A 24225-nucleotide genomic window follows, 5' to 3' on the forward strand; every position below is an offset into this window, starting at 1 on the left:
GCGACCCTCCCCTCGAACCAACACCAACAGTCTACGGCGGACGCTGAAGGTCAGCCCGCAACCGGCACGTAACCACGGTTGTGCTCCAGTCTGCGGCAACCCGCGCACAGAGTCTTCAGCCAGCCCCGCCGCCTGCAAAGCACCGCGTCGGCCCCGCACACCTCGCAGGTCCGCAATGAACGTTCCTCCGCGTCGCGGAGCAACGCATCCAGTCGCCGATGCCTGGGATCTTCGAGCGGAAGGCCCTCGGCGTCGAAGTAGAACCGCAGGGAACCGAACTTCTCTTTCACTTGCTGAACCACGTACGTCGGCCAGATCGCGGCCATTGCCGCGTCCAAGTCCACGATCAGCGGGTACCAGCCTGCGTCACAGGAGATCCACCGGCCCCACCCGTCCGGGATCCGTCGCAACAGACCCTCCAACGCCTCGGCGTAAGCGCCCGCGTCCTCGGGGACGTGGAGTGCGTCCGTGAACCGCGCCGGGTCAAGCTCGATCTGGCCTGTCTGGGCCAGCGTCGCCCCCACATCCTCCTCGGTGAGGTCACCCTTCGCGGCCGCTTCTGCGAGGGCTCGGTACGAGGAGCCCAGCGCCTTCCAGCCGGCCCTCTCGGGCTCGGTCAGTTCGGGAATGTCGGCGTCGCCCATACTGACGATCATGCAGGGTGGGTCCGACAGTTCCGCACGAACGCGCTTGTCTGTCCCTCATGCCGGCGACTTGATCAGCGCAGACCCACGCGGAGCCGGTCTCGGGCGACGAGCGCTCCGGCGGCAGATCTGATGGCGTAGTCGGCACCAGATCCGCCGAACAACCCCAGAGTCGGGCCACACGGCAGGCCCTCCGCACCGGGGCGAGCGCACACGGTGCCCGACCTTGCGGAAGTTGGCGCGGGGTGACGCACCCACGAAAGTGCAATGCCCGAATCAGCCATATGAAACGCGCCTGACTAAGGGAAACGCACAGTGGAGCATAGTGGACTCGAACCCCTGTCTAAACGCTGCTGACTAGGAGCTTACCGAGGAGAAGGCAGCGCCGTGCTGCGAGTGTGCTACCAGCCAGACGATTCGCGGACTCCCGGCACCACACAACCGGCTCTGGCTTCTCCTCCTCCACGCGCACAGCGTCCCGATCCGCTCTGTCCCGCGACCCGAACTGCTGCTGCTTGTAGCCCCTGACCACACCACCCTCGCGGGCTCGGTTAGCCTCAAGAACCGCCCGCGACAGCCGAGAGCCATGAGCCGGCTCTCGCGCTCATGCTTGATGAGCGGGCACAACTCCCCCTTTCCACGTCACGAAGCCGAGTGCGAGATCAGGCTGTCTCCACGGTCTCCGACTCCTTGAGCCAGGAAAGCGCCGAGGAGACCGCTCGCTCATCGGTGTCGAGGAGGCGGAAGGCGGTGCCGATCAGTGAGTAGAACTGGTCGCCCCATGCAGTTCCGAGCTGTACGTTGCCGCCCCTGCTGAGCGAGAGGCTCGAGATGAGGTGCAGGCCGCGTAGGACGTTGAGGCACCGTTCCATCGCGTGGGCTTCAATCGACCACCCCTCGGAGCGCGCGACGCCGCTGGCCTGTTGATAAGCCTGATAAGCCTGCCGATAGAAGTCGAGGAGACCTATCTCCGTGGCCATGCTGCGGATGGACTTGCCTTGCGCGGAATGAACCGCCCGATCTATCTTCGAGACCGGCGGTTCAGGCCTCAACTACACCGTGGATTGTGATGAGCCACAAACCCCAATACTGGGGAGCGGCACTACATTGGGACAACAAGCGCCCCACCTCGAGGGTCTGTGCCCACGAAGCCGACGCCCGCAATGCGGTCACCCGGCCAGGGTCTTGAGGCCGCCGGCGCTCGTGACCACGAGTTCGTCCAGCTCGTCCAAATCGACCATCACCCGGCGTCCAACTCGGTACCGGATCAGGGAACCGTCGCTGAAGCGTCGGGTCAAGGTCTTGGGATGAACACGAATGTACTCAGCGGCTTCATTCAGGGAGGCCCACCGCGCGCGCCCGCTCTCGGTGTGGGGGCTGAGGTGTTACGGGTGCTCATCAAGGATCCTCTCGCTCATACCCCTATGAACCCCCACGGCCGACACCCAGCGTGAGAGGGGCCATTTGAACTGCGACGGTTCAGTCGCGACCGAAGCGCTGATAGGCAGCCTGACGGGTGGTGTCGAGCGCGGCCCCGATAACGGTCCAGGAGTCGCCGGCCTCGCGGGCCTCGTGTACTGCTTCTCGCAGTTCCTGTTCGGCCTCCGCCACCGCCTTCCGGGCAGCGAGAATCCGGCGGAAGTGCGCGGCGTCGCGGGCTGGGTTCGTACGGACGTCTAGCTGGTCCAGCCCGGTCGAGTCATTGTGTGTCTTGATGGTCATGGCGTTCACCTCACCTCAGGTAGTCGTAGAACTTCGGTCGTAGTCGATCAGCGTGGATGATCCGAGTCGGTTCATCTGCAGGCACAGCAACGAGTTCCAGCAAGCGTCCGTGCTGGTCAGCCCCGATCACCAACAGGCGTTCCTGACCGTTGTATTCATACTCGACGAGCCTTATGGCGTGGTGCCAAGCATGTTCGATCTCTGCATCCGTGATCCCGTGCTTGCGCGCCGAACCGCGGATCTCCATGTGTAAAGATTACCTTTACATCCTGCCCTCGTCAAGGGAGCCTTTACACGTAGAGAGGCGATCGGGGGCCTCATGCCACGACGACTGTGAGGCCCTTGAGCGCTTCGTCCTGCTTGGGGCCGACGCTCTCGACCCGGCGTGGAAAGACACGGCTGTAGACCTCAAGCGCCATCCGCGAGTCGCTCCACCCCAGCAAGAGCAGGACTTCCGCGCTCGTGTACCCCTCGCTGAAGAGCCACGCGGCGTACGAAGCACGAAGGTCGTGCAACGTGATGTGGTCCTCCGTCGGCACCGGTAGACCCTTCCGCCACAATCGGCGCCGCTCCGCCTCCGGGGTCCGCAACCCCATGTTGGCCAGCGCCCTGTTGTGCCTCCGGTCGGCCTCGGCCGGCCCCATCGGCTTGCCATCCGCGACGGTGAACACGAGCTGCTCCGGCGACCTCGGATGCAACGTGAGGTGATCCCGCAGGATCGTCACCAACGTTGTCGACATCGGCAGCGAGCGGATGCCGGCCGCCGTCTTGGGAACCTTCACACCCACGCGGTGGGCAGTGCCGTCCTTGCCATGCTCGATCGCCTGGCGCACGAGGATCCGCCGCCCCTCAAGGTCGAGGTCCATCCGACGCAGACCCCGGACTTCACCGGATCTCAACCCGCCCAGGGCCACCGTGGCCAACATCGCCACATGCTGGGGTTCGGCGGCCTGCAGATAGCGTCGGACGTCGTCCAGGTCGAACACGTGACGCTGCTCCATCGCCTTCGTCTGGCGCGGAATGCCCACGCCGGCGGCGGGGTTCTTGTCGATCCATCCCCAATGCGCCGCCTTAGCCAGCAACTCACTGAACAAGGCCAACGACGACCGGTCGCGGCGGCGCTCAGCACCCAGCGGGCCCTGGCGCCATTGCCACACGTCGTCGTGGGTGATGGTCTTCACGTCACGCTCGGCCCCCCAGTGGGGAACGATCCGCAACCGCCAATCCTGCTCATACGCGGTGAGCGTGGACAGAGCCAACGGCCGCGGGCGCTGTGCCAGGAACCGGTCGTAGGTCTCCTGAAGGGTTCGCAGCGTCGGCCGCCGAGCCTCCACTTCCTCGGGCGCGAGCCACTCTCCTCGCTCGATGGCCCGCTCCTGCATCCTGAGCCAATGCTCCGCGTCGCTCTTGTGCGAGAAGGTGACTGGTGCCGTCACACGTCTACCCCGGTCGTGGGGATGCACGAAGGACGCCTGATAGCGCTGGCTTGGCAGCTTCCGGACTAGTCCAAAACGTCTCATGGCTGTAGGAACCCGGCCCAGACGCGCTCAGCGCGTGCATCGAACGTGCAATGCGAAAGCTCTCTTGTGTCCCTCTGAGGACACTTGAGTCCAAGGTGAAACATACAAACTCCCTAGTCAAGAGCGTTTGACTAGGGAGTTCGGCCGTGGAGCATAGGGGACTCGAACCCCTAACTTCCACCTTGCAAAGGTGGCACTCTACCAATTGAGTTAATGCCCCGAATCGACGGCAAGTATAGGGCAGCACGCGCCCCGGAGCATCCCGCGCAGGCGGGCTGATCTAGGGTCGGAACGTGAGCATGTCCGAACGCCTCTACTCCGCTCTCCTCCACCGCGACCTCGACGCCGAGCGCGCCCTCCCCGGAGGCGCGGGAGAGCACGTCGCGGGCAACGGGCTGCGGCAGGTGGTGGCGAGCGCCCTGCAGTCCTCCGGCGATCAGATCGTCAAGCCGTCGACGGTGCTGCCGTGGCTGCTGAACGCACTCGGCGCGCCCACCGCGCTGATCGGCCTCCTGGTGCCCATCCGCGAATCCGGCTCCATGCTCCCCCAGGCGTTCCTGACGCCCCTGGTGATGCGGGTCCGGCACCGCAAGTGGGTGCTGGTGGTCGGCTCCTTGATCCAGGCGGTGGCCGTGGCGGCCATGGCGCTCACCGGCGCCGTCGGCTCCGGCTTGGCGGCTGGGCTCGCCATCGTCGCCGCCCTCGCGGTGTTCTCCCTGGGCCGCTGCCTGACGTCGATCGCGTCCAAGGACGTGCAGGGGCGCACCATCCCGAAGGGCGAGCGGGGGCAGATCAACGGTCTGGGCACCACGGCCGCGGGCATCGTCGCCATCACCCTGGGTCTTGCCATCCGGATCTTCGCCGGCGACGACTTGTCCGCAGGCCAGTTGGCGTGGATGCTGGCCGCGGCCGCGGCGCTCTGGCTGGCCACCGCCGTCGTCCAGGCGGGATTCCGCGAGCCCGACGACGGCGCGCCCGAAGCCACGGCCGACGGCTCCCCCACCGGTGTCCTCGAACTGCTTCGCACGGACCGCGAGTTCCGCAGTTTCGTCACCACCCGCAGCTTCCTCCTGGTCTCCGCCCTCAGCCCCCCGTTCGTCGTGACCCTGTCCGCGACGGAGGGCACGGACACGCTGACCGGCCTGGGTGGTTTCGTGCTCGCCTCGGGGGTGGCGTCGCTGATCGGCGGCCGCATCTTCGGTCGGCTGGCCGACCGCTCCAGCAGAACCCTGATGTCGTTCGCGGGTGCCGCGGCGTCTGTGGTGGTTCTCGTGCTGGTTGCGGTGGTGTCGCTGCCGGGCTTCGACGGCGGGTCGACGTGGGGCACCGTCGTCCTGGTGACGGGCTACTTCCTGCTCACCCTCCTCCACACGGGGGTGCGGGTGGGGCGGAAGACCTACGTCGTCGACATGGCAGAGGGCGACATGCGGACCGTCTACGTCGCGGTGTCCAACACGGCGATGGGCGTGATCCTGCTCATCGTCGGCGGGATCAGCACGCTGCTGGCGCTGGCCGGGGTGGTGTGGGCGCTGCTGTTCCTGGCGGGCCTGGGCATCCTGGGCGCGTGGTGGGGGTGGCGGCTGCCTGAAGTGTCGCGGGGGCGGTAAGCCCTCCGCCCTCGGCTGCACGGTTCGCGCAACCAGGATGCACGTTCGTGCACAGCTTGGTCTAGACTTGCCGGTGACGGTGTACGACGAGTCCAAGGAGGGGCGAGTGGTCAACCGCACCAGCGACTCACTGCTCACGGTGGCGCGCATGTACTACGTCCAATCCGAGACGATGGACGCCATCGCGCACCACCTCGGGGTCTCCAGATCGACGGTGTCGCGGCTTCTCAAGGAGGCCCGGGATCGCGGCCTGGTGCGCGTTTCCATCGTGGATCCCGACCGTCCGCTCAACCGGATGGCCGAACTCTTCGAGAAGTACTTCCACGTCACCGCACACCTCGTCCACGTCCGCCCCGGGGCCAGCAGCATCTTCCGGTTGGACCAGGTGGGGCGGATGGCCGCCGGCCTCCTCAGCAACGCGGTGCAGGACGGCGACATCGTCGGCATCGCGTGGGGCACCACCGTCTCGGCCATCGCCACCCACCTCCACCCCCGTGACCTGACCGGCGTCACCGTCATCGGGCTCAACGGCGGCGCCAACCATCAGACCACCGGCCTGCCGTACGTGGGCAGCATCCTGCACAAGTTCGCCCAGGCCTTCGGCGGTCAGGAGCAGCTGCTTGCCCTGCCCGCCTTCTTCGACGACCCCGCCACCAAGGAAGCCATGTGGCGCGAGCAGAGCACCCGCCACATCCTGGCCGTGCGCGCCAACTGCCGGGTGGCGCTGTTCGGCGTCGGCGGCCTCCACTCGGAGCTGCAGAGCCACGTGTACTCGTCGAACTACCTGAGCGAAACGGACCTGCGCCACCTCCGCGAGCAGAACGTGGTGGGCGACGTGTGCACCGTCATGCTGCGCGAGGACGGCTCCTACCGCGACCTTGAGATCAACAGGCGCGCCACCGGCATGACGCCGGCCGAGCTGCAGACGGTGCCCCGCCGGATCTGCGTGGTGAGCGGCCTGTCGAAGGCGGCGCCCGTGCTGGGCGCGCTCCGCGCCGGGGTGGCCACGGACCTCGTGATCGACGCCGAGACGGCCCGCGCGGTCCTCAACAGGATGAAGCCCGGCATCCGCGTGGTGTGAAGGCCCGCCGGGACGCCGAGACGCTGCTCCACTCCCGGCAGACAGCCCCCCGCGGGTTCACTTAGGCTGGCCCCCATGTCTGAATTCATCGTCACCGAGGTGCAGGACGGGATCGCCCGCATCACCCTCAACCGGCCCCGCGCGATCAACGCCCTCACCGAGGACATGTTCAACGCGATGTACGACGCGCTCACCGCCTGGCACGACGACGATGCGGTCACGGCAGTGGAGCTCGCGGGCAACGGCGAGCGTGGGTTCTGCGCCGGCGCCGACGTGCGGGCATTGGCCCAGTTGGTCCGCGACGGCGGCCCGTTCCTGCAGTACCTCGAGACCGAGTACGCACTGGACATGATGCTCGCCAACTACCCCAAGCCGGTCACCTCCTTCCTGCGCGGCGTCTCGATGGGCGGCGGGCTCGGCATCGGCGCGCACGTGGACCGTCGGATCGTCTACGCGGACACGGTGATGGCCATGCCGGAGACGAAGATCGGCTTCGTGCCGGATGCCGGCGTGCTGTATGAGCTGTCGCGGGCGGGCGCCGTCGGCAAGCATGTGGCCCTGACCTCCGCCACGTTCACCGGCGGTGACGCGCTTCTGATGGGGCTGGCCGACGAGTCGGCCGACGGCGACCTCCCGGCTCCCCTGTTCGACGAGTCCGCCGCCTGGATCCACGAGTGCTACGCCTCCGAGGATGTCCTCGAGATCATCAGGGAACTGGAGAACCACCCCGCGGACGAGGCCCGCGCCGCGGGACGCGAACTGCGCGCCCGCAGCCCGTTCGCGGTGCACGTCACGGCGCGCGCCATCGTGCGCGCCCGCTCGCTCAGGCTCAGCGAGGTGCTGGCGCAGGACCTGAGGCTCGCGGAGACGGTGATCCCCTCAGGGGACTTCGTCGAGGGGGTGCGGGCGCTCCTGGTGGACAAGGACAACGCCCCGCATTGGCGGCACGCCTCCCTGGAGGAGGTTCCCCTGGACGAGGTGGCGCGGGCGTTCGAGTACTGACGACCCTAGCGGCCGGTGCCGGGGGGCTTGAAGGCCATCGCGACGTTGACCAGCACGATGCCCACCCACACCATGAGCAGCGCCGCGATTCCGAACTGCAGGACGATCGCCGTCAGCGGGATCGCCATCACGAGCGACACGATCGCGAGGGCGAGGCGGCCTCCCTGGCCCTGGCGCTCCGCCGCCGACTGCGCCTTGGTGGCGGCGAGCTCGGCCTCGTATCGACGGCGGACGGTGGCCTCCACCTTCGCCGCCAATGAATCCACAAGCGCCGGCTCGATTTCTGTGCCCATCTCGCGGCGCACCTCGAGGGCGGCGTGCAGCTCGTCCCGGGACAGCTCCTCACTCATGCTGCGAAGGCTACTCCTGACAGCACCCGAACGGCACCGTATGCCCCTGGGGGTATACTCGACGCGGCCGCCTCATCTCCGCCAGGAGCACACTACGATGGTGGCGGCTGACCGCCCCCGTGAAGGAGAAGCATGCCCACCGTGCACGACGTCATCATCATCGGCTCCGGCCCCGCCGGCTACACCGCGGCCATCTACGCCGCCCGCGCCAACCTCAAGCCGGTGATCTTCGAGGGATCGTTCGAGGGGGGCGGCGCCCTCATGAACACCACCGAGGTGGAGAACTTCCCCGGCTTCGCCGAGGGCATCATGGGCCCGGACCTCATGGACCAGATGCGCAGGCAGGCCGAGCGCTTCGGCGCCATCCTCATCACCGACGACGCCACCGCAGTGGACCTCACCGGCGAGATCAAGATCGTCAAGGACTCCGAGGACACCGAGTACCACGCCAAGTCCGTCATCCTCGCGATGGGATCGGGCTACCGCAAGCTCGGCCTCCCCGACGAGGAGCGCCTGTCCGGCCGCGGCGTGTCCTGGTGCGCCACCTGCGACGGCGCCTTCTTCCGCGACAAGCCCATCGCCGTGATCGGCGGCGGTGACTCCGCCGTCGAGGAGGCCACGTTCCTCAGCCGCTTCGGCTCCAAGGTGGTCATCGTCCACCGTCGCGACGAACTGCGCGCCTCCAAGATCATGGTGGATCGCGCCATGCGTGACCCCAAGATCGAGTTCGCCTGGAACTCGGTGGTCGAGACCATCAACGGCACGAAGTCCGTCGAATCCATCACCCTCAAGGACACCCACACGGGCGAGCTGCGGGACCTCGACGTCCAGGGCGTGTTCATCGCCATCGGCCACGACCCCCGCTCGGCCCTCGTCAAGGACCAGGTGCACACCGATGCCGAGGGCTACGTACTGGTGGACGGACGCACCACCGCCACCAACGTTGCAGGCGTCTTCGCCTGCGGCGACCTCGTGGACCACACCTACCGGCAGGCCATCACCGCGGCGGGGACCGGCTGCGCGGCGGCACTCGACGCCGAGAAGTACCTGCAGGCGCTCGAGGACTGATCCCGGTCCCGCGGGGCCGGGCGCATAGACTCTGTTGACCTATCCCATTCTTGAGAGGCAGCACCATGGCAGTCACCGACGTGACGGAGAAGACCTTCGTCGACGAGGTCCTCATGGCAGACACGCTCGTCGTGGTGGACTACTGGGCGGACTGGTGCGCGCCGTGCAGGCAGATCGCACCCATCGTCGAGGAGCTCTCGAAGGAGTACGGCAACGTGAAGTTCGTGAAAGTGGACACCAACACCAACCCGGGCCTCGCCGCCGAGCAGGGCGTCCTCAGCCTCCCCACACTGCAATTCTTCCAGGGCGGGCGCGTCGCCAAGTCACTGACGGGCGGGAAAACCAAGGGCGCCCTGAAGAAGGCCATCGACGAGTTGCTCTGATGAGCAGCAGCCCAACCCCCACCCGCGCCGCCTGGACGGCCGTCTCCGACGACACCACACAGCCGCCCGCCCCCTGGTGGCAACGGCTGTTGGGGCCGGCCATCGCCGCCGCCCTCGTGGTGGCTGGCGGGCTCATCGGCGCGGGTTTGGGCGGGGCGACCGGCAGCTCGCAGTCTCCCACCCACGCTCCGTCACCGACGCTCATCATGGACCCGCCGGTCCAGGTGGGAGATCTCGTCCGGGGAGACGTCACCGCGAGCGATGGCCCGGCACCTGAGAATCAGCGCATCGTCCGGGCGGACTACTCCGACGGCGTCAACAAGGTGATCTTCGTGATGACCTGGCCTCAGGAGGATGCGGCCACCTACGTGGCGGACGCCGGCGTCGAGGACGCCTCTGCGGTGGGAGGCGGCGGGACGCTGTGCGGATTGTCGGTGGACACGTCGCTTCCCGCGTGTGGGCGGGTGACGGAGGAGACGGGCCTGCTCCTTCTCGCCGTCACCGAGCACGCCACGGAGGACCTGGCGGCGCTGCTGACTGAGTTCGAGACGGCGGTCACACCCTGATGTCCTGCGGCCAGTCTGGCCGGACCGGATAGGGTGGGCGCAGGCTCAACGCGTGTCGCCAACGGCGGCCGCGTCCCGAACGCAAGGTAAGACAACGTGAGCGAGCACTCGAGGCACGACACCCGGCTGGACCGGTTCGTCGACAGCTACTCCCAGCGCACCAACGGCATGCGGGTCTCCGCCGTCAGGGCACTGTTCGCCGTGGCCAACCGCCCCGAGATCGTCTCCCTCGCCGGCGGCATGCCCAACATCAAGGACCTGCCGCTGGCGGACATCGCGGCGTCCATGGCGCACATGATCAGCACCAACGGCACCCAGGTGATGCAGTACGGCTCCGGCCAGGGCGAGCCGGTGCTCCGCGAGCAGATCCTCGACGTCATGGCGCTCGAGGGCATCACCGCGCACGCCGACGACGTGGTCATCACCGCCGGCTCACAACAGGGCCTTGACCTCGTCACGCGCATCTTCTGCGATCCAGGCGACGTGGTGCTGGCGGAGTCGCCGTCGTACGTGGGCGCGCTAGGCACCTTCCTCAGCTACCAGACCGAGGTGGTGCACGTTTCCTCAGATGACGACGGACTGGACCCGGCGGCGCTCCGGGAGACGGCGGCTCGGCTGAAGAAGGCGGGGAAGCGGATCAAGTTCCTCTACACCATCCCCAACTTCAACAACCCGTCGGGCAAGACCCAGCCCTGGCAGCGGCGCCTCGAGATCCTGTCCGTGTGCGCGGAGGCGGGCATCCTCGTCGTCGAGGACAACCCCTACGGGCTGCTCAACCTGGACGCCGAGCCGCTGCCCGCGATGCGCTCGGTGGACGCCGACGTGATCTATCTGGGCTCGTTCTCCAAGACGTTCGCCCCCGGGTTCCGTGTCGGATGGGTGCTGGCGCCGCACGCCGTCCGCGAGAAGTTGGTGCTGGCCCAGGAGTCGGCCACGCTCTGCCCGCCCGTGTTCAGCCAGTTCGCCATCTCCACCTACCTGTCCACCCAGGACTGGAAGGGGCAGGTGGGGATCTACCGCAATATGTACCGCGAGCGCCGCGACGCCATGCTCCACAGCCTCGCCGAGGAGATGCCCGACGGCGCCACCTGGACGCGCCCGGCCGGCGGGTTCTTCGTGTGGGTCACTCTCCCCGAAGGCCTGGACTCGCAGGCCATGCTGCCCCGCGGGGTCAACGCGCGCGTCGCGTTCGTGCCCGGCAGCGCGTTCTACGCCGACGGCCAGGGCGCGCGCAACGTGCGGTTGTCGTTCTGCTTCCCGCCGCCGGACCGGATCAAGACCGGTGTGCAGCGCTTCGCCGACGTCGTGCGGCGCGAGCTCGAAGTGATGACCACCTTCGGGATCGAGGCCTCCCCCATTGACCGGCGCCGCCCTTCCGGGCCCGGCCCAGACCTCAGCTGACAAGGAGTTATCCATGACGATCATCGTGATTGCCGGTGGGTTGAGCCACGAGCGCGACGTGTCGCTGCGGTCCGGCCGACGGGTCGCCCAGGCCCTGCGCGACGTGGGCCGCGAGGTGATCGAGGCCGACGTCAACGCAGACCTCATCCCGCTGGTGCGCCGCACCCCGGACGCCGTCGTCGTCCCGATGCTGCACGGCGGCCTCGGCGAGGACGGGGCGCTGCGCGAGGTGTTCGAAGTGCTGAACGTTCCCTTCGTCGGACCGGCCGGCGCGTCGTCGAGGCTCACGTTCGACAAGTCCATCGCCACCTCCGTGGTGCGCGGCGCGGGGCTGGCCGCCCCGAAGCAGATCGCACTCCCCCACGACATCTTCCGCGAGCTCGGCGCCCCCGCGCTCATGGAGGGCATCGGGGCGCAGCTCGGCTACCCGCTGATGGTCAAGCCGTCGAGGAGCGGATCCGCGCTCGGCGTGACGAAGGTCGACGATGCGTCGGATCTCCCGGCCGCCCTGGTCGCGGCCTACGCCTACGGTGCGGTGGCCGTCATCGAGTCGTTCCTGACGGGCACCGAGATCGCCGTGACCGTGCTCGACGAGGGTGACGGCCCCGTCGCCATGCCTGCCGTCGAGATCAGGCCCCAGTCCGGGGTCTACGATTACGAATCCCGCTACACCGCCGGCGCCACCCGCTTCGTCACCCCCGCCGAACTGGACGACGACGTGCTCGCGGCGGCCGGTGAGCTCGCGGTCTCCGTCCATCGGGCACTCGGGCTCAGGCACCTGTCGCGGGTGGACATGATCGTCGAGCGGTCCGGGAAGCCCGTCTTCTTCGAGGGCAACGTCGCGCCAGGCATGACGGAGACGTCGCTGGCACCCCTGGCGTTCGAGGCCGCCGGCCGGGAATTGGGCGAGGTGTTCGCCACACTGGTGGACCTCGCCCGCGGCTGAGTGGCGGTAGACGTGAGGGTGCGCGCGAAGCAGGCCGTCGCGGTGACGGCGGGGCTCGTCGTCGCTGCCGTGATGCTGACGCTCGGGCTGTGGCAGATGGCTTCCTACGAGGAGTCCACGCGCGACGTGTCGGCCGAACGTGCGGCTCTGGAGCCGGTTGCGCTGGCTGAGAGTGTCGCGGAGAGCGGGGAGATCGACGACGTGTACGGCCGACAGGTCACCCTCACCGGGGCCTACACCACCGATGAGGTGCTGGTCGGAGAGCAGTGGCCGCTGCGTGTGGTCACTGCGTTCGAGATGGACGACGGCCGGCACGTCGCGGTGGTGCGCGGGATCGTCGAACAGGGAGCCGTGGCCCCCGCCGCACCGAGCGGTGAACAGGACGTGGCCGGGGTGTTCCTGTCGTCAGACCTGCCGGCTGAGAGTGTCGCGGTGGGGGCGGATATTGGGTCGCTGAGGGTGCAGGCGCTGGCTCAGGGGTGGCCGTCGCCCTTGATCGGGGGCTACGTGACGCTCCCCGCGGAGGCGTCGACGGCGCAGGGGCTGAGCGCGGCGCCGCTGGTGCTCCCCGAGGCGGAGGGGTCGGCGACGCATCGCGGGTATGCGCTGCAGTGGTGGGTGTTCGCGGCTGGTGCGGTGGCGTTCGGGATCTACGTCGCCCGCGGCTTCGGGAGGGACGCCGCTGACGCCAAACGACTTGCCTCAGCTGATGAGGTGCAGCAACCGCTCCCTGAGGAGGGCCGCCCCCTAGCCGCTCCCTGAGGAGGGCCGCCCGCGAAGCGGCGTGGCCTGTCTCGAAGGGTCGTGACTACCACCTTCACGCAGATCTCGTTGTCGGTGCGATGAGCCGTGAGTCGAGGCCCGGGCGGCCGCTATCCATGGCTTTGCTGACCGTCGCTGGTCACACTGTGGCCGAGTGGTGGAGGCCGCCCGGGCCTCGTCTCCCGTCTCCCCGCACTCGGTCCTCCTGTGGCGTTGCCTGGTCCCGGGTGCGGGCCGGCAGGGCGGCGTGGGGGTCAGGTCAGCTCGAGCGGGATGCCAGTTGGTGATCCTCGGGTTGGGCACCGCTGCGCAGTGCCGCCCTGCCGTCCCCCACCCTCGCTGTCAGGTCCGAGTTCTCGACCCTTCGAGACTCCCACGGTCGCTTCGCGACGCGGAACCATCAGGGACCGAAGTAGGACCCCGCGAAACGGCGTGGCCCAGATGCCTATCTCACTCGGTCTCGCTGGCCGCGATCGTCGCCCGGACGTTCTTTGTGGCGAAGTGCTCGGCGACGAACGACAGGACCGGCACCGTCCCCGCGGCCATGATGACCAGGAACCACTTGATGGACCACTTCACCCGGCGACCGAGGTCGTAGGCCGTGATGAGGAGCACCATGTACAGCCAGCCGTGCGGCATCCCTGTCCACACCACCACCCGGCCGTCTCCCCAGATGTACTTCAGGGGCAGGCCCACGCACACCAGCACGACGAGGAGCACGCCGACGACATAGGCCATGATGCGGTAGCGCAGCAGGGCGGACCTGATGGCGGGGATGTCGCTTGGGGCGACGGTCGCGGCGGGGGTCGCGGTGGTCATGTCAGTTCCTCGTTAACTCTATCTATAGTTTTGTCGCTATATTGCTTTACTGCTAGAGATGCTTAGCGTTAGAGCGTCCTGCCGTCCAGCACTGCGACGATGCGGTCCAGGTCGTCACCGCTGGCGAACTCAATGGTGATGCGGCCCTTGTTCCGTCCGATGTTCACCTTGACCCGAGTGTCGAAATGGTCACTCAGATGAGTGGCCAGTTCCCGCTCCCGCTCGGAGGGGATCCTCGGGGTCCGCGCGACGCTGGAGCGGTGGGCACTCCCCCGCCCCAGCGCGACGATCTCCTCGGTGGACCGGACCGACAGCCCCTCGGCGATGATCCTCTCACTCAGTTCCTCCTGGGCGTTCGCGTCGGGAAGGCCGAGCAGGGCGCGCGCATGGCCGGCGGACAGGACGCCCGCCGCGACCTTCGTCTGCACCCGCGTTGGCAGGTTGAGCAGACGCAACGTGTTGGAAACCTGTGGGCGGGACCGGTGGATCCGCTGGGCGAGGTCCTCCTTCGTGCACTCAAAGTCACGGAGCAGCTGGGAGTACGCGTTCGCCTCCTCGATGGGGTTCAGGTTGGCCCGGTGAAGGTTCTCCAGGAGGGCGTCGCGCAGGAGGGCGGTGTCGTCGGTCCCTCGGATGATGGCGGGGATGGTCTCGCGGCCGGCGAGCTGACTGGCACGGAGACGTCGCTCCCCCATCACCAACTCGTAGGCGTCATCGCCGCTCCGACGCACAACAACCGGTTGCAGGACACCGAACTCGGCGATCGAGTCAGCCAGCTCGTTGAGGTCGTCCTCGTCGAAGACCGTGCGCGGCTGATGGGGATTCGGGGAGATCTGCTGGAGTGGCAGGTCGGCGAACGTGGAGCCGTCGCTGAGTTGTTCGGCCTTGTCGTCGTCGGTTCGGGCGAACAGGTCCCCAAGGCCTTGGCCGAGGCCGCTCTTCTTCAGTACAGCCATCATTCCTCCACCTTCTGGGCGCGCTCAGCCATCTCGCGTGCGGCGGCCGTATACGCGAGTGCGCCCGGAGATTTGGGCTGGTAGTTCAGGACGGTCTGCTGGTAGCTGGGGGCTTCAGCGATGCGCACGGAGCGCGGGATCTCCTGGGTCAGCGTCTGGTCCGGGAAGTGCTTGCGAACCTCGTCGGCCACTTCCCGCGACAGATTCGTCCGTGCGTCATACATGGTGAGGAGGATGGTGCTCAGCTCTAGATCGTCGTTGAGGTTGCCCTTGACCCGTGCGATGGTGCGCATCAACTGGGTGACGCCCTCGAGTGCGTAGTACTCGGTCTGGATGGGCACGAGGATCTCGTTGGCAGCCACGAGGGCGTTCAATGTGAGCAGTCCCAGCGACGGCGGGCAATCGAAGAAGATGTAGTCCACGCCAGACTCGTCCACGTACTGCTTGATGGCATCACGCATCCGGTGCTCACGGCCGCGGAGATTCACAAGTTCGAGTTCCGCCGCCGCGAGATCGATGGCGGCAGGAAGTACATGCAGATTTGGCGAGTGCGGAGACGGCTGGGCGTGTTCGATGATGCCGACGCCTTCGAGGAGAACCTCGTAGGTACCCTTCGTACCGGGGCTGTGCTTGATGCCAAGGGCGGTGGAGGCGTTGCCCTGGGGGTCGTTGTCGACGACGAGCACATTGAGACCGCCCAAGGCCATCGCATGAGCGATGTTCACCGTCGTGGTGGTTTTCCCCACGCCACCCTTTTGATTGGCGACCACGACGATGCGTGGGCTCGCAGGCCGGGGGAGAGTCGCGGCGGGGGAGTCGAAGTCGACCATCTCATCGCCGTACTCGGATTCGACGCTGGCCTCGGCATCGCGCGCAGCTCGCCGGGGGTGCAACCCCGTTTCACGTGAAACGTTGCTGTGTTGCTTCCACAGCTCGTCATCATTCGCTTGCTGCGCCTTGCGCTTGCGGAAAAACAACGCCATCCGGGGCCTCCTTGGTGTCCGCGATGACTCTACCCAACTCGGGTGGCGGACCGCGAAGTGTGAGCGCCGCGTTTCACGTGAAACGCTCCTTCGCCATTCCGGCGCGTCCCGCACAGCCCGACGGGCCACCGTTGGTTGAGCCAGCCGCGGCGCGAAGCGAACGCAGCTGCGTCGAAACCCACGGCACCCGCAGAGTCCCGCAGCTAGTTATCCCTGAAGACCGGTCGGTTTCGACGCGGGCTGCGCCGCTTCGCGGCTGGGCTCCGCTCAACCAGCGGGGCACGGGTGGGCCCCTCCGCCAGCCTGACTCTTCGCGGACACAATGTACTCACCCAAGGAGGCGGTGCGACTCGGCGCGGCTCGGCACAAGTCAACGCGGGCCGCGCCGCGCCTTGCTATGCCCGGTCCGGTTGCCCGCCACCGCGGTGAGCCAGCCGCGGCGCGAAGCGCCCGCTGCTGCGTCGAAACCCAGGGGACCCGGTGCAGAGTCCCGCAGGTGGTTCTCCCTGAAGACCGACGTCGGTTTCGACGCGGGCTGCGCCGCTTCGCGGCTCGGCCCGGCTCAACCAGCGGGGGGTGTAGCTTCGTCCGGCGCGCAGGCGCTGCCGCTAAAGTCCTGTGGGGTCGCGACCGCACGGACGAGGGTCTGGCTCGCCATTACCTCTGGCTCGCCGTTACCGCTGGTTGGGCCAGCCGCGGCGCGAAGCGCCCGCTGCTGCGTCGAAACCCTTGGCACCCGGTGCAGAGTCCCGCAGGTAGTTCTACCTGAAGACCGACGTCGGTTTCGACGCGGGCTGCGCCGCTTCGCGGCTAGGGCCGGCTCAACCAGCGGGGGAACGAGGCCCGGCTCAACCAGCGGAAAGCGGCTTCGTCCGGCGGGACCGTTGCGGCCGCAAGTCCAGTGGGATCGGGAGAAGCACCGGCCTGCCCGCTCTGCTACATCTACGCCAACGCCCCTCTCACCGGCCAGGGACACAGCCCCTGGCAGAAGGGAGTCGCTCGTCGTGGCGGTTCTGCGTCGTGATGCCCAACCCGAGGATCACTCAGCCGGCATCCCGCTCAGGGAGTCCCAACCCCGGCGCCGCCATGACGATCGGCTCCCGGACCCAGGCAAGGCCACGCCGGGAGCCGGCTGTGAGGCGTGACCCGCTCTCCGGGCGGCCCTCAAAAGCGCCGCAGGCCCCGACCCATGCTCGACCGGGGCGAATGACAGGACAGGCCCACGAGGGGCCGCCCGGAGAGCGGGTCACGCCTCACAGCCCTGAGAACCCAGCTCGAGTTGGAGACGCGGGTGTCAGCTAACGCGGATCGCCCTCGCGCCTTCGACGCCCGGGGCCACACTCAACTCCAGCACCTCTGCTTTGAGTCCCGCTCGCACCAAGGTGGGCCTGGCATCACGGATCTCCTGCTCGGCCGACTCTCCCTTGAGGGCCAGCAGTTGGCCACCGTCGGCGAACAGGGGAGTGGTCCACCCGAGTAGCTTCGTCAGCGGCGCAACGGCGCGACAGACGACGACGTCATAGCGGCGCTTCGTGTCCTCGGCCCGCGCCCGCAGAACCTCCACCCGGTCCTCCAGCCCCAGCTCCTCAACTGCCAGCGTCAGGAAGTTGGCCCGGCGCAACAGCGGCTCAATGAGCGTGACCGTGAGGTCGGGCCGGGTGATGGCGACTGGGATCCCGGGAAGGCCGGCCCCGCTGCCCACGTCCGCCACCTCCACTCCCTGCGGGATGGCGTCGTCGAGGGCCACCGAGTTGGCGATGTGGCGCTGCCACAGCTTGTCGCCCTCCCGGGGCCCGAGCAGTCCCCATTCGATCCCGCGCGAAGCCAATATATCGACATATCGGCTTAACTCTTCAGCGCTTCGGCGATGAAACTCTAAGAGTGCCGCTCGAGCCGTCAGCTCCGGGGACTGCTCGTCGGTCACTTCGCGCTGACCACAACCCGGCGGTTCGGGGGCTCGCCCTCCGACTCGCTGAGCAGCCCGGCGGTGGCGACCTCGTCGTGGACGATCTTGCGCTCATAGGCATTGAGCGCGGCCATCCGCACCGGATCACCAGACTCCTGCACCTCGGCAATGGCGTCCTTCGCCATGGCAACCAGTTCGGCCCGACGCCGCGCGCGGTACCCCGCCACGTCAACCATCAGCCTGGAGCGGTGCCCGGTCTCCGTCATCACGACGAGACGAGCCAGCTCCTGCAGGGCATCCAGGACCTCGCCGTCCTTACCCACGAGCCGATCCGATTCGGTGTCGATCACCACGAACGCTCGACCGTCCTGGACGGAGTTCTCGATGTCGCCGTCGAGATCGGCGATGTCCAGGAGCTCTTCGAAGTAGTCGGCAACCAGGTCGCCCTCCGCCAACAGGGCGGCTTCGGTTTCATTGTTCGACACGGAAAGTGTCCTCTCCTCATGCCCGGTGGGGGCGGTGTGTGGTTGGGTGTCGGGGCCCTGCTCGGAGGGCTGGCTCACTTCTTCTTCCGAGCGGAGCGCGGCGCCTGCTTCGGCTGCTGCCGGACGACGACGGGCTTGCCGTCCTCGGACGTGCGGACGGTCTGGCGCGTCACCTGCTGACGGGTCACCTTCGTCGACTGCTCCGCGACCTCAGCCCCCTCCGTGACCCCAGCGCCATCGCCAACCTCGGCGTCCGGGGCCTGGGCAACCGGGCGCGAGACGGGGCGTGAGCCGGCAGCGCCGTTGCCGGTCTTGCCGCGGCGCTTCTCCGCCCGGGCAATCATGATGCCCTGCGGATCCTTGCCCTTGGCCAGCATCCGCTCCTCCCATTCGATGAACGCAGGAGTGTTGGGCGCGGGATTGTTGCGGATGAGGAGACCCTGCTGGCCCATGGTCCACAGGTTCGAGGTGAGCCAGTAGATGAGCACGCCGATGGGGATGACCACAGACGAGGCGGCGTAGATGACGGGGAAGAGGTACAGCATCATCTTCTGCTGCTGGGCCATCGGGCCGGTGAGGGACTCCGGGGGCAGGTTCTTGCGCATCAACTGGAGCTGCGTGACGAAGAACACCGCGACCATCGCCACCACCAGCACGATGCCCACGGCCTGGGTGGGGCCGAACGAGGTCATCGGGAAGATGCGGTCCGCCAGGCGGGCGCCGAAGATCTCGGCGTTCTGCAGCGACGACACCAGGTCCGGGTTGATCTTGAAGAAGTGGCCGCGGACATTGCCGGAGGACACTCCCTCGAGCACGCGGAACAGCGCGAGGAAGATGGGCATCTGGAGGAGCAGCGGCAGGCAGGAGGCGGTGGGGCTGACCCCCTCCTCCTTGTACATCTTCATGGTCTCCTGGCCGAGTCGCTCCCGGTCATGGCCATGCTTCTTCTGCAGCTCCGCCATCTTCGGCTGAAGCATCTGCATGCTGCGCGCGGAGTTGATCTGCTTCACGAACAGCGGAATGAGGAGGGTTCGGATCACCACCGTGAGGCTGATGATGGCCAAAGTCCAGTTCCAGCCCGATTCGGCGCCGAACAGCGGCGTGTACAGCCAGTGGAAGAACACCACGAGGCCGGACACCGCCCAGTACAGCGGCTGCATCATCGCCGACAGCACCCCGTAGAAGCTGTCCCAGATGTTCAGCGTCACCAGTAGATCGACCACTTAAGCCACCTCAGTCTTCGGTTGGGACTTGGTGTCCCGTGATTCGTTGGAATTCTCTTCTGCCCAGGCCGCCGCTTCCGGCGTGCCGGGCACATAGTCGACGCCGCCCGCCGCCCAAGGATGGCAGCGCACGAGCCGTCGGCCGGTGAGCCAGACGCCCTTGACGGCGCCATGGGTTTCGAGTGCCGTCAGCCCGTAGCTGGAGCACGACGGATGGTACTTGCACACGTCCCCGTAGGAGGGGGAGATGACAGCGCGCCAGGCTTTGACGAACCAGATCAGCGGGTACTTCAGCACTTCGCCGCCTTCCGGAACGCGCGCCGCCAGGCGTCTGCGAGGTCCTCGCCCAGCCGATCCGTCGCGACGGCGGCATCGGGCAGGGCCCGCACCACGACATCTGCCACGACCGGGGCCTCCAGGCCGACGACGAGGTGCCGCAGCCGCCGCTTGACGCGGTTGCGGGTCACGGCGTTGCCCACCTTCTTGGAGACGACAAAACCCACCCGGCTGACGTCGGGTGGATTCTGGGTGGTGGGGCGCAACACGTGCACCACGACTGTCGGGCTGGCTGCCCTGGAGCCGTGCCGGACGGTGACACCGAAGTCACTGGGCTTCGTGAGCCGACGAGGACCTGGCAGCACCGACGTCCGGACCTAGGCCGACAGCTCGGTCCGGCCCTTGCCACGACGGGCCGACAGGATGGCGCGACCCGCGCGGGTGCGCATGCGGGCGCGGAAGCCATGGGTGCGGCTGCGACGGCGGTTGCTCGGTTGGAACGTGCGCTTAGTCATGGGAATACTCGCTCAGTGTCGTTGGTGTACAACTGCCCTGGTGGGCAGGGGGAAGTGACCGCCTCAATGGCGACTGGTCAACGATACGTGGCAACAGGCCCTGGGACCAAACCGCGCCCACGAAGCCGCACAACTAAGCAAATGACAGCCGTGTAGTCCAGCGTGTCACCGGCGTGTCGCGGAAATCGCCTTGCGTGTGGGGCCCGACGGGACTAACTTCGTTGTCCTGCCTTCCAGCTTATCCACAGGTGAGCCCCGGTCGGCTGTACCGCTAGGGTGAGTTATCCCCCTTGTGGACAACCTTGTGGACGAATGAGAAGGCGGAGCGAACCGCCGGGAAGTGGGTGAGGTGAGCGAATCACCGACGCCGGACCTGGCAGCCCTGTGGAACGAGGTCATCGCCTCCGCCGATGCCCCCACGAAGGCGTGGCTGCGCCGCACCAAGCCCCTGGACATGCACGGAAGCACGCTGATGCTCGCGGTCGGCGACGAAACCACGCGCGAACGCCTCGAGACCCGCCTCCGGCCCCAGATCGAGGAGCGCTTGAGCGACATCTGTGGTCAGAGCACCCACCTCGCGGTGATGATCAATCCACAGATGGTGCAGGAGGCCGACGCGTGGAGCTCGACGGCGCCGGACGTCCATGAGGACGAGGAGCCACGGCGTGCGGCGCCACGTTCGCGCCCCCAGGACGTCCGGCTCAACCCGCGCTACACCTTCGAGTCGTTCGTCGCCGGCTCGTCCAACCGCTTCGCGCACGCCGCGGCGGCCGCCGTCGCCGAGACTCCCGGCAAGTCGTACAACCCGCTCATGATCTACGGCCCCTCCGGGCTCGGCAAGACCCACCTGCTGCACGCCATCGGCCACTACGTGACCAACTACTACGAGCAGCTGCGCGTGAAGTACGTCTCCACCGAGGAGCTCACCAACGACTTCATCAACGCCATCTCCTCGAACCGCACGGCCGAGTTCCGCAGCTCCTACCGCGACGTCGACGTGCTGCTGGTCGACGACATCCAGTTCCTGGAGTCCAAGATCCAGACCCAGGAGGAGTTTTTCCACACCTTCAACACGCTCCACAACGCGCAGAAGCAGATCGTGATGACCTCCGATCGCCCGCCGAAGCTGCTCGAGGCGTTGGAGCCCAGGCTGCGGTCGCGGTTCGAGTGGGGCCTGATGACCGACATCCAGCCGCCTGACCTCGAGACCCGCATCGCCATCCTGCGGAAGAAGGTGGCCCAGCAGCGGCTGACCGCGGGCACCCAGGTGCTGGAGCTCATCGCCTCGCGGATCCCCACCAACATCCGCGAGTTGGAGGGGGCCCTGACGAGGGTCGCGGCGCTGGCCAGCCTCAACCAGCAGGAGATCACGCTCCCGCTCGCCGAGCAGGTGCTCAACGACCTGATGCCCGACGACGCCGCCCCCGTCGATGCGCAGACCATCATGGACGCGGCCGCCAGGTACTTCTCCATCTCACTGGAGGACCTCACCGGCAGCAGCCGGGTGGCGACCATCGCGGGGGCACGCCAGATCGCGATGTACCTCTGCCGCGAACTCACCGACATGTCGCTGCCGAAGATCGGGCACCGGTTCGGCGGCCGCGACCACTCGACGGTCCTGCATGCCGTGCGCAAGATCAACGAGAAGATCGGCAAGGACCGCGTGCTGTTCAACCAGGTGACCGAGCTCACCAACCAGATCAAGCAGTCCTGAACGCCTCGCCCGCCGCCCTCACCCCGTCGTCGGGGCCGCGTCAGCGTGCCACTGGTTGTGTGGATCAGCTCGCCGCGTGACAATGGAACCTCGGCGGGGTAACCCGTGCTGTTCGAGTGCTATCACTTCCTATACCCATGGGGGTATATACTCGGACCATGATTGAAGAGGTTGATCCCATGCAGCTGGACCCAGAGCAGATGGTGTCGGTGGTCAAGCGGCTCAAGCGTGCCCAAGGGCAGCTGGGCGGGATCATCAAGATGATCGAGGACGGCCGCAACTGCGACGAGATCGTCACGCAGCTCGCCGCCGTCTCCAAGGCCGTGGACCGAGCCGGCTTCTCCACCATCTCGATCGGCCTGCGCCAGTGCATGGAGCAGCCGGATCCGGACCCGCTGGACCAGGCCAAGATGGAGAAGCTGTTCCTGAGCCTCGCCTGAGGCCGAGCGCCTGAGGACAGCCCCGAGCACGACGAAGGGGCCCTCGCCACCGCGGTGGTGAGGGCCCCTTCGTCGTTTCCTTGTGCACGACACGCCGCCCGAGACGCCCACCGTTGCCCCATCGGGGCTAGGGGAGGCACTCAGGCGGCGTGTCGTGCACGGGGAGAGCGGGGGGTGGGGGTCAGTGGAGCGTGATCCCCGAGCCCGCCTTCCACGTCGTGTAGCCGCCGTCGAGGTTGAGCAGCGTCCGGCCGGAGGACCTCAGCGCCGCCAGCGCCGCGTGGCTGCGGATGCCGACCCCACAGTGGAGGACCAGTGGGGCGTCGCCGTCGGGGATCTCGTCCAGCCGGTCCCGCAGCTCGTCGACGGGGATGTTGATCGCGCCCGGGATGGCGCCGGCCGCGAACTCCCCGGGGGTCCGCACATCGACGACGACGGCGCCGGCGTTCTGCGCCTCCGCCACCTCGTGCCACTGGATGCTCTCCTCCCAGCCGCTGAGCCGGTTCTCGGCGATGAAGCCGAGCATGTTGATGGCGTCCTTGCCGGAGCCGAACTGCGGCGCATAGGCGAGCTCCAGTTCCGCCAGGTCGTCGGCCCGGAGGCCGCCGGCCATCGCGGTGGCGATCACATCCATCCGCTTGTCCACGCCCTCCTTGCCGACACCCTGGGCGCCCAGAATCTGGCCGGTTTCCGGGTCCACGAGTAGCTTCAGAGCCATCGTCGTGGCGCCGGGGTAGTAGGTGGCGTGCGAAGCGGGGTGGGTGTGGATGGCCAGGTAGTGGCGCCCCGCGTCCCGGAGCCGCTTCTCGTTCCACCCGGTGGCAGCCACCTGGAGGCCGAGGAGTCCGACGATGGCCGTGCCGCGCACGGGACGGGCGGCCCGCCCGCGACCCGCGATGTCGTCCCCGACCCGCCGGCCCTGCAGGTTGGCCGTGTTGGCCAGGGGCACCAGCACCGATTCGTCGCTGAGCGCGTCCACCTTCTCGACGGCGTCGCCCACGGCATAGATGGAGGGGTCGTTGGTGAGCTGGCGATCGTCGACCAGCAGGCCGCCACGGGGACCGATCCGCAGGCCCGCGGCCTTGGCCAGCTCGGTGTCCGGGCGCACCCCGATGGCCGCGACCACCACATCGGCCGGCAGCACCGACCCATCGGCCAGCGTCACGTCCTTCTCACCGATGGCGATGACGCCGGAGCCGAGCCTGAGATCGATGCCGGCGTCGCGCATCACCGCGTGCACAGGGACGACCATCTCGGGATCCAGCGGGGCCATCACCTGGGGGAGCGCCTCGACGACGGCGACCTGCATCCCGCGGTGCAGCAGGTTCTCGGCCACCTCGAGCCCGACGAAGCCGCCGCCCACGACGACCGCCGTACGCGCCCCGTCGACGGCCGCGATCATCCGGTCCGTGTCCTCCACGTTGCGCAAGGGCAGCGCGCGGCCGATGCCGGGGATGGGGGGCATGAGGGGCCTGGCGCCGGGGGAGAGGACCAGCTTGTCGTAGGTGAGGGTCTCCTCGCGGCCCGTGGCCACGTCGCGCACCACGACCTCCTTGGCCTGACGGTTGATCTGCACCGCCTCGGTGCCCACGCGCACGTCCAGCCGGAACCTGTTGTACAGGGACTCCGGGGTCTGCAGCAGCAGCGCCGAACGGTCCTCGATCACTCCGCCCACGTGATAGGGAAGGCCGCAGTTGGCGAAGGACACATAGCCGCTCCGCTCCACCACGATGATCTCCGCGGACTCGTCGAGGCGACGCAGACGCGCCGCCGCACTCATCCCACCAGCAACTCCACCAATGACTACAACTCTCATGTTTGGAAATCCTATACCCCTGGGGGTATGGTTGGCGAAC

The 24225-nt window shown here is 67.6% G+C and carries 28 protein-coding genes and 1 tRNA gene; 11 read left to right on the top strand and 18 right to left on the bottom strand.

All coding sequences use genetic code 11. The annotated features are described in order from the left end of the window. Positions 1–50: 50 nt before the first annotated feature. The 7 genes from ACZK39_RS06550 to ACZK39_RS06580 form a co-directional block, all read right to left on the bottom strand. The gene (locus tag ACZK39_RS06550) at positions 51–644 is read right to left on the bottom strand and encodes a hypothetical protein (RefSeq protein ID WP_463612885.1); all 594 of its coding nucleotides are present in this window, start codon (positions 642–644) and stop codon (positions 51–53) included. A gap of 662 nt (positions 645–1306) precedes the next feature. After that, entirely contained in the window at positions 1307–1624 is a 318-nt protein-coding gene (locus tag ACZK39_RS06555; RefSeq protein ID WP_182800328.1) for a hypothetical protein, read from the bottom strand. Positions 1625–1813: 189 nt separating this feature from the next. Beyond that, on the bottom strand, positions 1814–1984 hold the full coding sequence (locus ACZK39_RS06560) for a helix-turn-helix domain-containing protein (RefSeq protein ID WP_463612917.1): 171 nt from the start codon (positions 1982–1984) through the stop codon (positions 1814–1816). A 139-nt stretch (positions 1985–2123) separates the two neighbouring features. After that, the gene (locus ACZK39_RS06565; protein WP_182781068.1) at positions 2124–2366 is read right to left on the bottom strand and encodes a hypothetical protein; all 243 of its coding nucleotides are present in this window, start codon (positions 2364–2366) and stop codon (positions 2124–2126) included. Positions 2367–2376: 10 nt separating this feature from the next. Then, entirely contained in the window at positions 2377–2613 is a 237-nt protein-coding gene (locus tag ACZK39_RS06570) for a BrnT family toxin (protein ID WP_182781069.1), read from the bottom strand. Positions 2614–2683: 70 nt separating this feature from the next. After that, on the bottom strand, positions 2684–3886 hold the full coding sequence (locus ACZK39_RS06575) for a site-specific integrase (protein WP_527252182.1): 1203 nt from the start codon (positions 3884–3886) through the stop codon (positions 2684–2686). Between the two features lie 147 nt (positions 3887–4033). Beyond that, positions 4034–4106: transfer RNA gene (locus tag ACZK39_RS06580), tRNA-Ala, on the bottom strand. A 79-nt stretch (positions 4107–4185) separates the two neighbouring features. Between ACZK39_RS06580 and ACZK39_RS06585 the strand changes: the two genes are divergently transcribed. The 3 genes from ACZK39_RS06585 (at position 4186) to ACZK39_RS06595 (ending at position 7576) form a co-directional block, all read left to right on the top strand. Then, entirely contained in the window at positions 4186–5493 is a 1308-nt protein-coding gene (locus tag ACZK39_RS06585; protein WP_463612918.1) for an MFS transporter, read from the top strand. A gap of 73 nt (positions 5494–5566) precedes the next feature. Then, on the top strand, positions 5567–6574 hold the full coding sequence (locus ACZK39_RS06590; RefSeq protein ID WP_459055659.1) for a sugar-binding transcriptional regulator: 1008 nt from the start codon (positions 5567–5569) through the stop codon (positions 6572–6574). Between the two features lie 75 nt (positions 6575–6649). Beyond that, entirely contained in the window at positions 6650–7576 is a 927-nt protein-coding gene (locus ACZK39_RS06595) for an enoyl-CoA hydratase/isomerase family protein (protein WP_463612887.1), read from the top strand. A 5-nt stretch (positions 7577–7581) separates the two neighbouring features. Here ACZK39_RS06595 and ACZK39_RS06600 read toward each other — a convergent pair whose 3' ends face one another. Beyond that, positions 7582–7926: a hypothetical protein gene (locus ACZK39_RS06600; RefSeq protein WP_182781108.1), complete on the bottom strand. Its 345-nt coding sequence runs from the start codon at positions 7924–7926 to the stop codon at positions 7582–7584. 132 nt (positions 7927–8058) lie between these two features. Between ACZK39_RS06600 and trxB the strand changes: the two genes are divergently transcribed. The 6 genes from trxB (at position 8059) to ACZK39_RS06630 (ending at position 13052) form a co-directional block, all read left to right on the top strand. Continuing rightward, positions 8059–8994, top strand: coding sequence for a thioredoxin-disulfide reductase (gene trxB / locus ACZK39_RS06605; RefSeq protein WP_182781109.1), 936 nt, complete (start codon positions 8059–8061; stop codon positions 8992–8994). Positions 8995–9059: 65 nt separating this feature from the next. Further along, the gene (gene trxA / locus ACZK39_RS06610) at positions 9060–9377 is read left to right on the top strand and encodes a thioredoxin (protein WP_182781110.1); all 318 of its coding nucleotides are present in this window, start codon (positions 9060–9062) and stop codon (positions 9375–9377) included. Continuing rightward, positions 9377–9943 (top strand): hypothetical protein, encoded by a 567-nt coding sequence (locus ACZK39_RS06615; protein WP_182781111.1) that lies wholly within the window; start codon positions 9377–9379, stop codon positions 9941–9943. The genes trxA and ACZK39_RS06615 overlap by 1 nt, the downstream gene beginning before the upstream one ends. A 96-nt stretch (positions 9944–10039) precedes the next feature. Further along, positions 10040–11344, top strand: a complete 1305-nt coding sequence (locus ACZK39_RS06620; RefSeq protein WP_370585652.1) for an aminotransferase-like domain-containing protein — start codon at positions 10040–10042, stop codon at positions 11342–11344. A 13-nt stretch (positions 11345–11357) separates the two neighbouring features. Then, positions 11358–12290 carry a D-alanine--D-alanine ligase family protein gene (locus tag ACZK39_RS06625; RefSeq protein ID WP_463612888.1) on the top strand — a complete coding sequence of 311 codons (933 nt, stop codon included), beginning with the start codon at positions 11358–11360 and terminating at the stop codon, positions 12288–12290. A gap of 18 nt (positions 12291–12308) precedes the next feature. Beyond that, complete coding sequence (locus ACZK39_RS06630; RefSeq protein WP_463612889.1) at positions 12309–13052, top strand: SURF1 family protein; 744 nt, start codon at positions 12309–12311, stop codon at positions 13050–13052. 450 nt (positions 13053–13502) lie between these two features. Here ACZK39_RS06630 and ACZK39_RS06635 read toward each other — a convergent pair whose 3' ends face one another. From ACZK39_RS06635 to rpmH, 9 genes are all read right to left on the bottom strand, one after another. Then, complete coding sequence (locus tag ACZK39_RS06635) at positions 13503–13871, bottom strand: DUF3817 domain-containing protein (RefSeq protein ID WP_463612890.1); 369 nt, start codon at positions 13869–13871, stop codon at positions 13503–13505. Positions 13872–13939: 68 nt separating this feature from the next. Beyond that, a complete protein-coding gene (locus ACZK39_RS06640; RefSeq protein ID WP_463612891.1) occupies positions 13940–14827 on the bottom strand; it encodes a ParB/RepB/Spo0J family partition protein in 888 nt (295 codons plus the stop codon). Next, a complete protein-coding gene (locus ACZK39_RS06645; RefSeq protein ID WP_255421977.1) occupies positions 14827–15657 on the bottom strand; it encodes a ParA family protein in 831 nt (276 codons plus the stop codon). The genes ACZK39_RS06640 and ACZK39_RS06645 overlap by 1 nt, the downstream gene beginning before the upstream one ends. Positions 15658–17104: 1447 nt before the next feature. Beyond that, on the bottom strand, positions 17105–17710 hold the full coding sequence (rsmG, locus tag ACZK39_RS06650) for a 16S rRNA (guanine(527)-N(7))-methyltransferase RsmG (RefSeq protein ID WP_459056610.1): 606 nt from the start codon (positions 17708–17710) through the stop codon (positions 17105–17107). 20 nt (positions 17711–17730) lie between these two features. Then, complete coding sequence (locus ACZK39_RS06655) at positions 17731–18201, bottom strand: Jag family protein (protein WP_370585654.1); 471 nt, start codon at positions 18199–18201, stop codon at positions 17731–17733. 74 nt (positions 18202–18275) lie between these two features. Further along, the gene (gene yidC / locus ACZK39_RS06660) at positions 18276–19424 is read right to left on the bottom strand and encodes a membrane protein insertase YidC (protein WP_463612892.1); all 1149 of its coding nucleotides are present in this window, start codon (positions 19422–19424) and stop codon (positions 18276–18278) included. Beyond that, entirely contained in the window at positions 19425–19721 is a 297-nt protein-coding gene (gene yidD, locus ACZK39_RS06665; RefSeq protein WP_370585655.1) for a membrane protein insertion efficiency factor YidD, read from the bottom strand. Beyond that, complete coding sequence (gene rnpA / locus ACZK39_RS06670) at positions 19715–20065, bottom strand: ribonuclease P protein component (protein ID WP_182781118.1); 351 nt, start codon at positions 20063–20065, stop codon at positions 19715–19717. Before rnpA ends, yidD begins: the two co-directional genes overlap by 7 nt. Before the next feature lie 12 nt (positions 20066–20077). Continuing rightward, the gene (gene rpmH / locus ACZK39_RS06675; RefSeq protein ID WP_182781119.1) at positions 20078–20215 is read right to left on the bottom strand and encodes a 50S ribosomal protein L34; all 138 of its coding nucleotides are present in this window, start codon (positions 20213–20215) and stop codon (positions 20078–20080) included. A 340-nt stretch (positions 20216–20555) separates the two neighbouring features. Here rpmH and dnaA point away from each other — a divergent pair, with 340 nt between their 5' ends. Together dnaA and ACZK39_RS06685 are read left to right on the top strand one after the other, a co-directional pair. Then, positions 20556–21929 (top strand): chromosomal replication initiator protein DnaA, encoded by a 1374-nt coding sequence (dnaA, locus tag ACZK39_RS06680; RefSeq protein ID WP_459055651.1) that lies wholly within the window; start codon positions 20556–20558, stop codon positions 21927–21929. 158 nt (positions 21930–22087) lie between these two features. Continuing rightward, on the top strand, positions 22088–22369 hold the full coding sequence (locus ACZK39_RS06685; RefSeq protein WP_255421932.1) for a metal-sensitive transcriptional regulator: 282 nt from the start codon (positions 22088–22090) through the stop codon (positions 22367–22369). Positions 22370–22550: 181 nt separating this feature from the next. Here ACZK39_RS06685 and ACZK39_RS06690 read toward each other — a convergent pair whose 3' ends face one another. Next, positions 22551–24185 carry an FAD-dependent oxidoreductase gene (locus ACZK39_RS06690; protein ID WP_463612893.1) on the bottom strand — a complete coding sequence of 545 codons (1635 nt, stop codon included), beginning with the start codon at positions 24183–24185 and terminating at the stop codon, positions 22551–22553. Positions 24186–24225: the final 40 nt, after the last annotated feature.

It is taken from the genome of Tessaracoccus luoxuelianae (assembly GCF_055326245.1).

Excerpts from the sequence above, each read along its gene's own strand:
- ACZK39_RS06550 (WP_463612885.1), bottom strand. The coding sequence starts at position 644 with ATGGGCGACGCCGACATTCCCGAACTGACCGAGCCCGAGAGGGCCGGC.
- ACZK39_RS06555 (WP_182800328.1), bottom strand. The coding sequence starts at position 1,624 with ATGGCCACGGAGATAGGTCTCCTCGACTTCTATCGGCAGGCTTATCAG.
- ACZK39_RS06565 (WP_182781068.1), bottom strand. The coding sequence starts at position 2,366 with ATGACCATCAAGACACACAATGACTCGACCGGGCTGGACCAGCTAGAC.
- ACZK39_RS06570 (WP_182781069.1), bottom strand. The coding sequence starts at position 2,613 with ATGGAGATCCGCGGTTCGGCGCGCAAGCACGGGATCACGGATGCAGAG.
- ACZK39_RS06575 (WP_527252182.1), bottom strand. The coding sequence starts at position 3,886 with ATGAGACGTTTTGGACTAGTCCGGAAGCTGCCAAGCCAGCGCTATCAG.
- ACZK39_RS06585 (WP_463612918.1), top strand. The coding sequence starts at position 4,186 with ATGTCCGAACGCCTCTACTCCGCTCTCCTCCACCGCGACCTCGACGCC.
- ACZK39_RS06595 (WP_463612887.1), top strand. The coding sequence starts at position 6,650 with ATGTCTGAATTCATCGTCACCGAGGTGCAGGACGGGATCGCCCGCATC.
- ACZK39_RS06600 (WP_182781108.1), bottom strand. The coding sequence starts at position 7,926 with ATGAGTGAGGAGCTGTCCCGGGACGAGCTGCACGCCGCCCTCGAGGTG.
- trxB (WP_182781109.1), top strand. The coding sequence starts at position 8,059 with ATGCCCACCGTGCACGACGTCATCATCATCGGCTCCGGCCCCGCCGGC.
- trxA (WP_182781110.1), top strand. The coding sequence starts at position 9,060 with ATGGCAGTCACCGACGTGACGGAGAAGACCTTCGTCGACGAGGTCCTC.
- ACZK39_RS06615 (WP_182781111.1), top strand. The coding sequence starts at position 9,377 with ATGAGCAGCAGCCCAACCCCCACCCGCGCCGCCTGGACGGCCGTCTCC.
- ACZK39_RS06625 (WP_463612888.1), top strand. The coding sequence starts at position 11,358 with ATGACGATCATCGTGATTGCCGGTGGGTTGAGCCACGAGCGCGACGTG.
- ACZK39_RS06635 (WP_463612890.1), bottom strand. The coding sequence starts at position 13,871 with ATGACCACCGCGACCCCCGCCGCGACCGTCGCCCCAAGCGACATCCCC.
- ACZK39_RS06640 (WP_463612891.1), bottom strand. The coding sequence starts at position 14,827 with ATGGCTGTACTGAAGAAGAGCGGCCTCGGCCAAGGCCTTGGGGACCTG.
- ACZK39_RS06645 (WP_255421977.1), bottom strand. The coding sequence starts at position 15,657 with ATGGTCGACTTCGACTCCCCCGCCGCGACTCTCCCCCGGCCTGCGAGC.
- rpmH (WP_182781119.1), bottom strand. The coding sequence starts at position 20,215 with ATGACTAAGCGCACGTTCCAACCGAGCAACCGCCGTCGCAGCCGCACC.
- ACZK39_RS06685 (WP_255421932.1), top strand. The coding sequence starts at position 22,088 with ATGATTGAAGAGGTTGATCCCATGCAGCTGGACCCAGAGCAGATGGTG.
- ACZK39_RS06690 (WP_463612893.1), bottom strand. The coding sequence starts at position 24,185 with ATGAGAGTTGTAGTCATTGGTGGAGTTGCTGGTGGGATGAGTGCGGCG.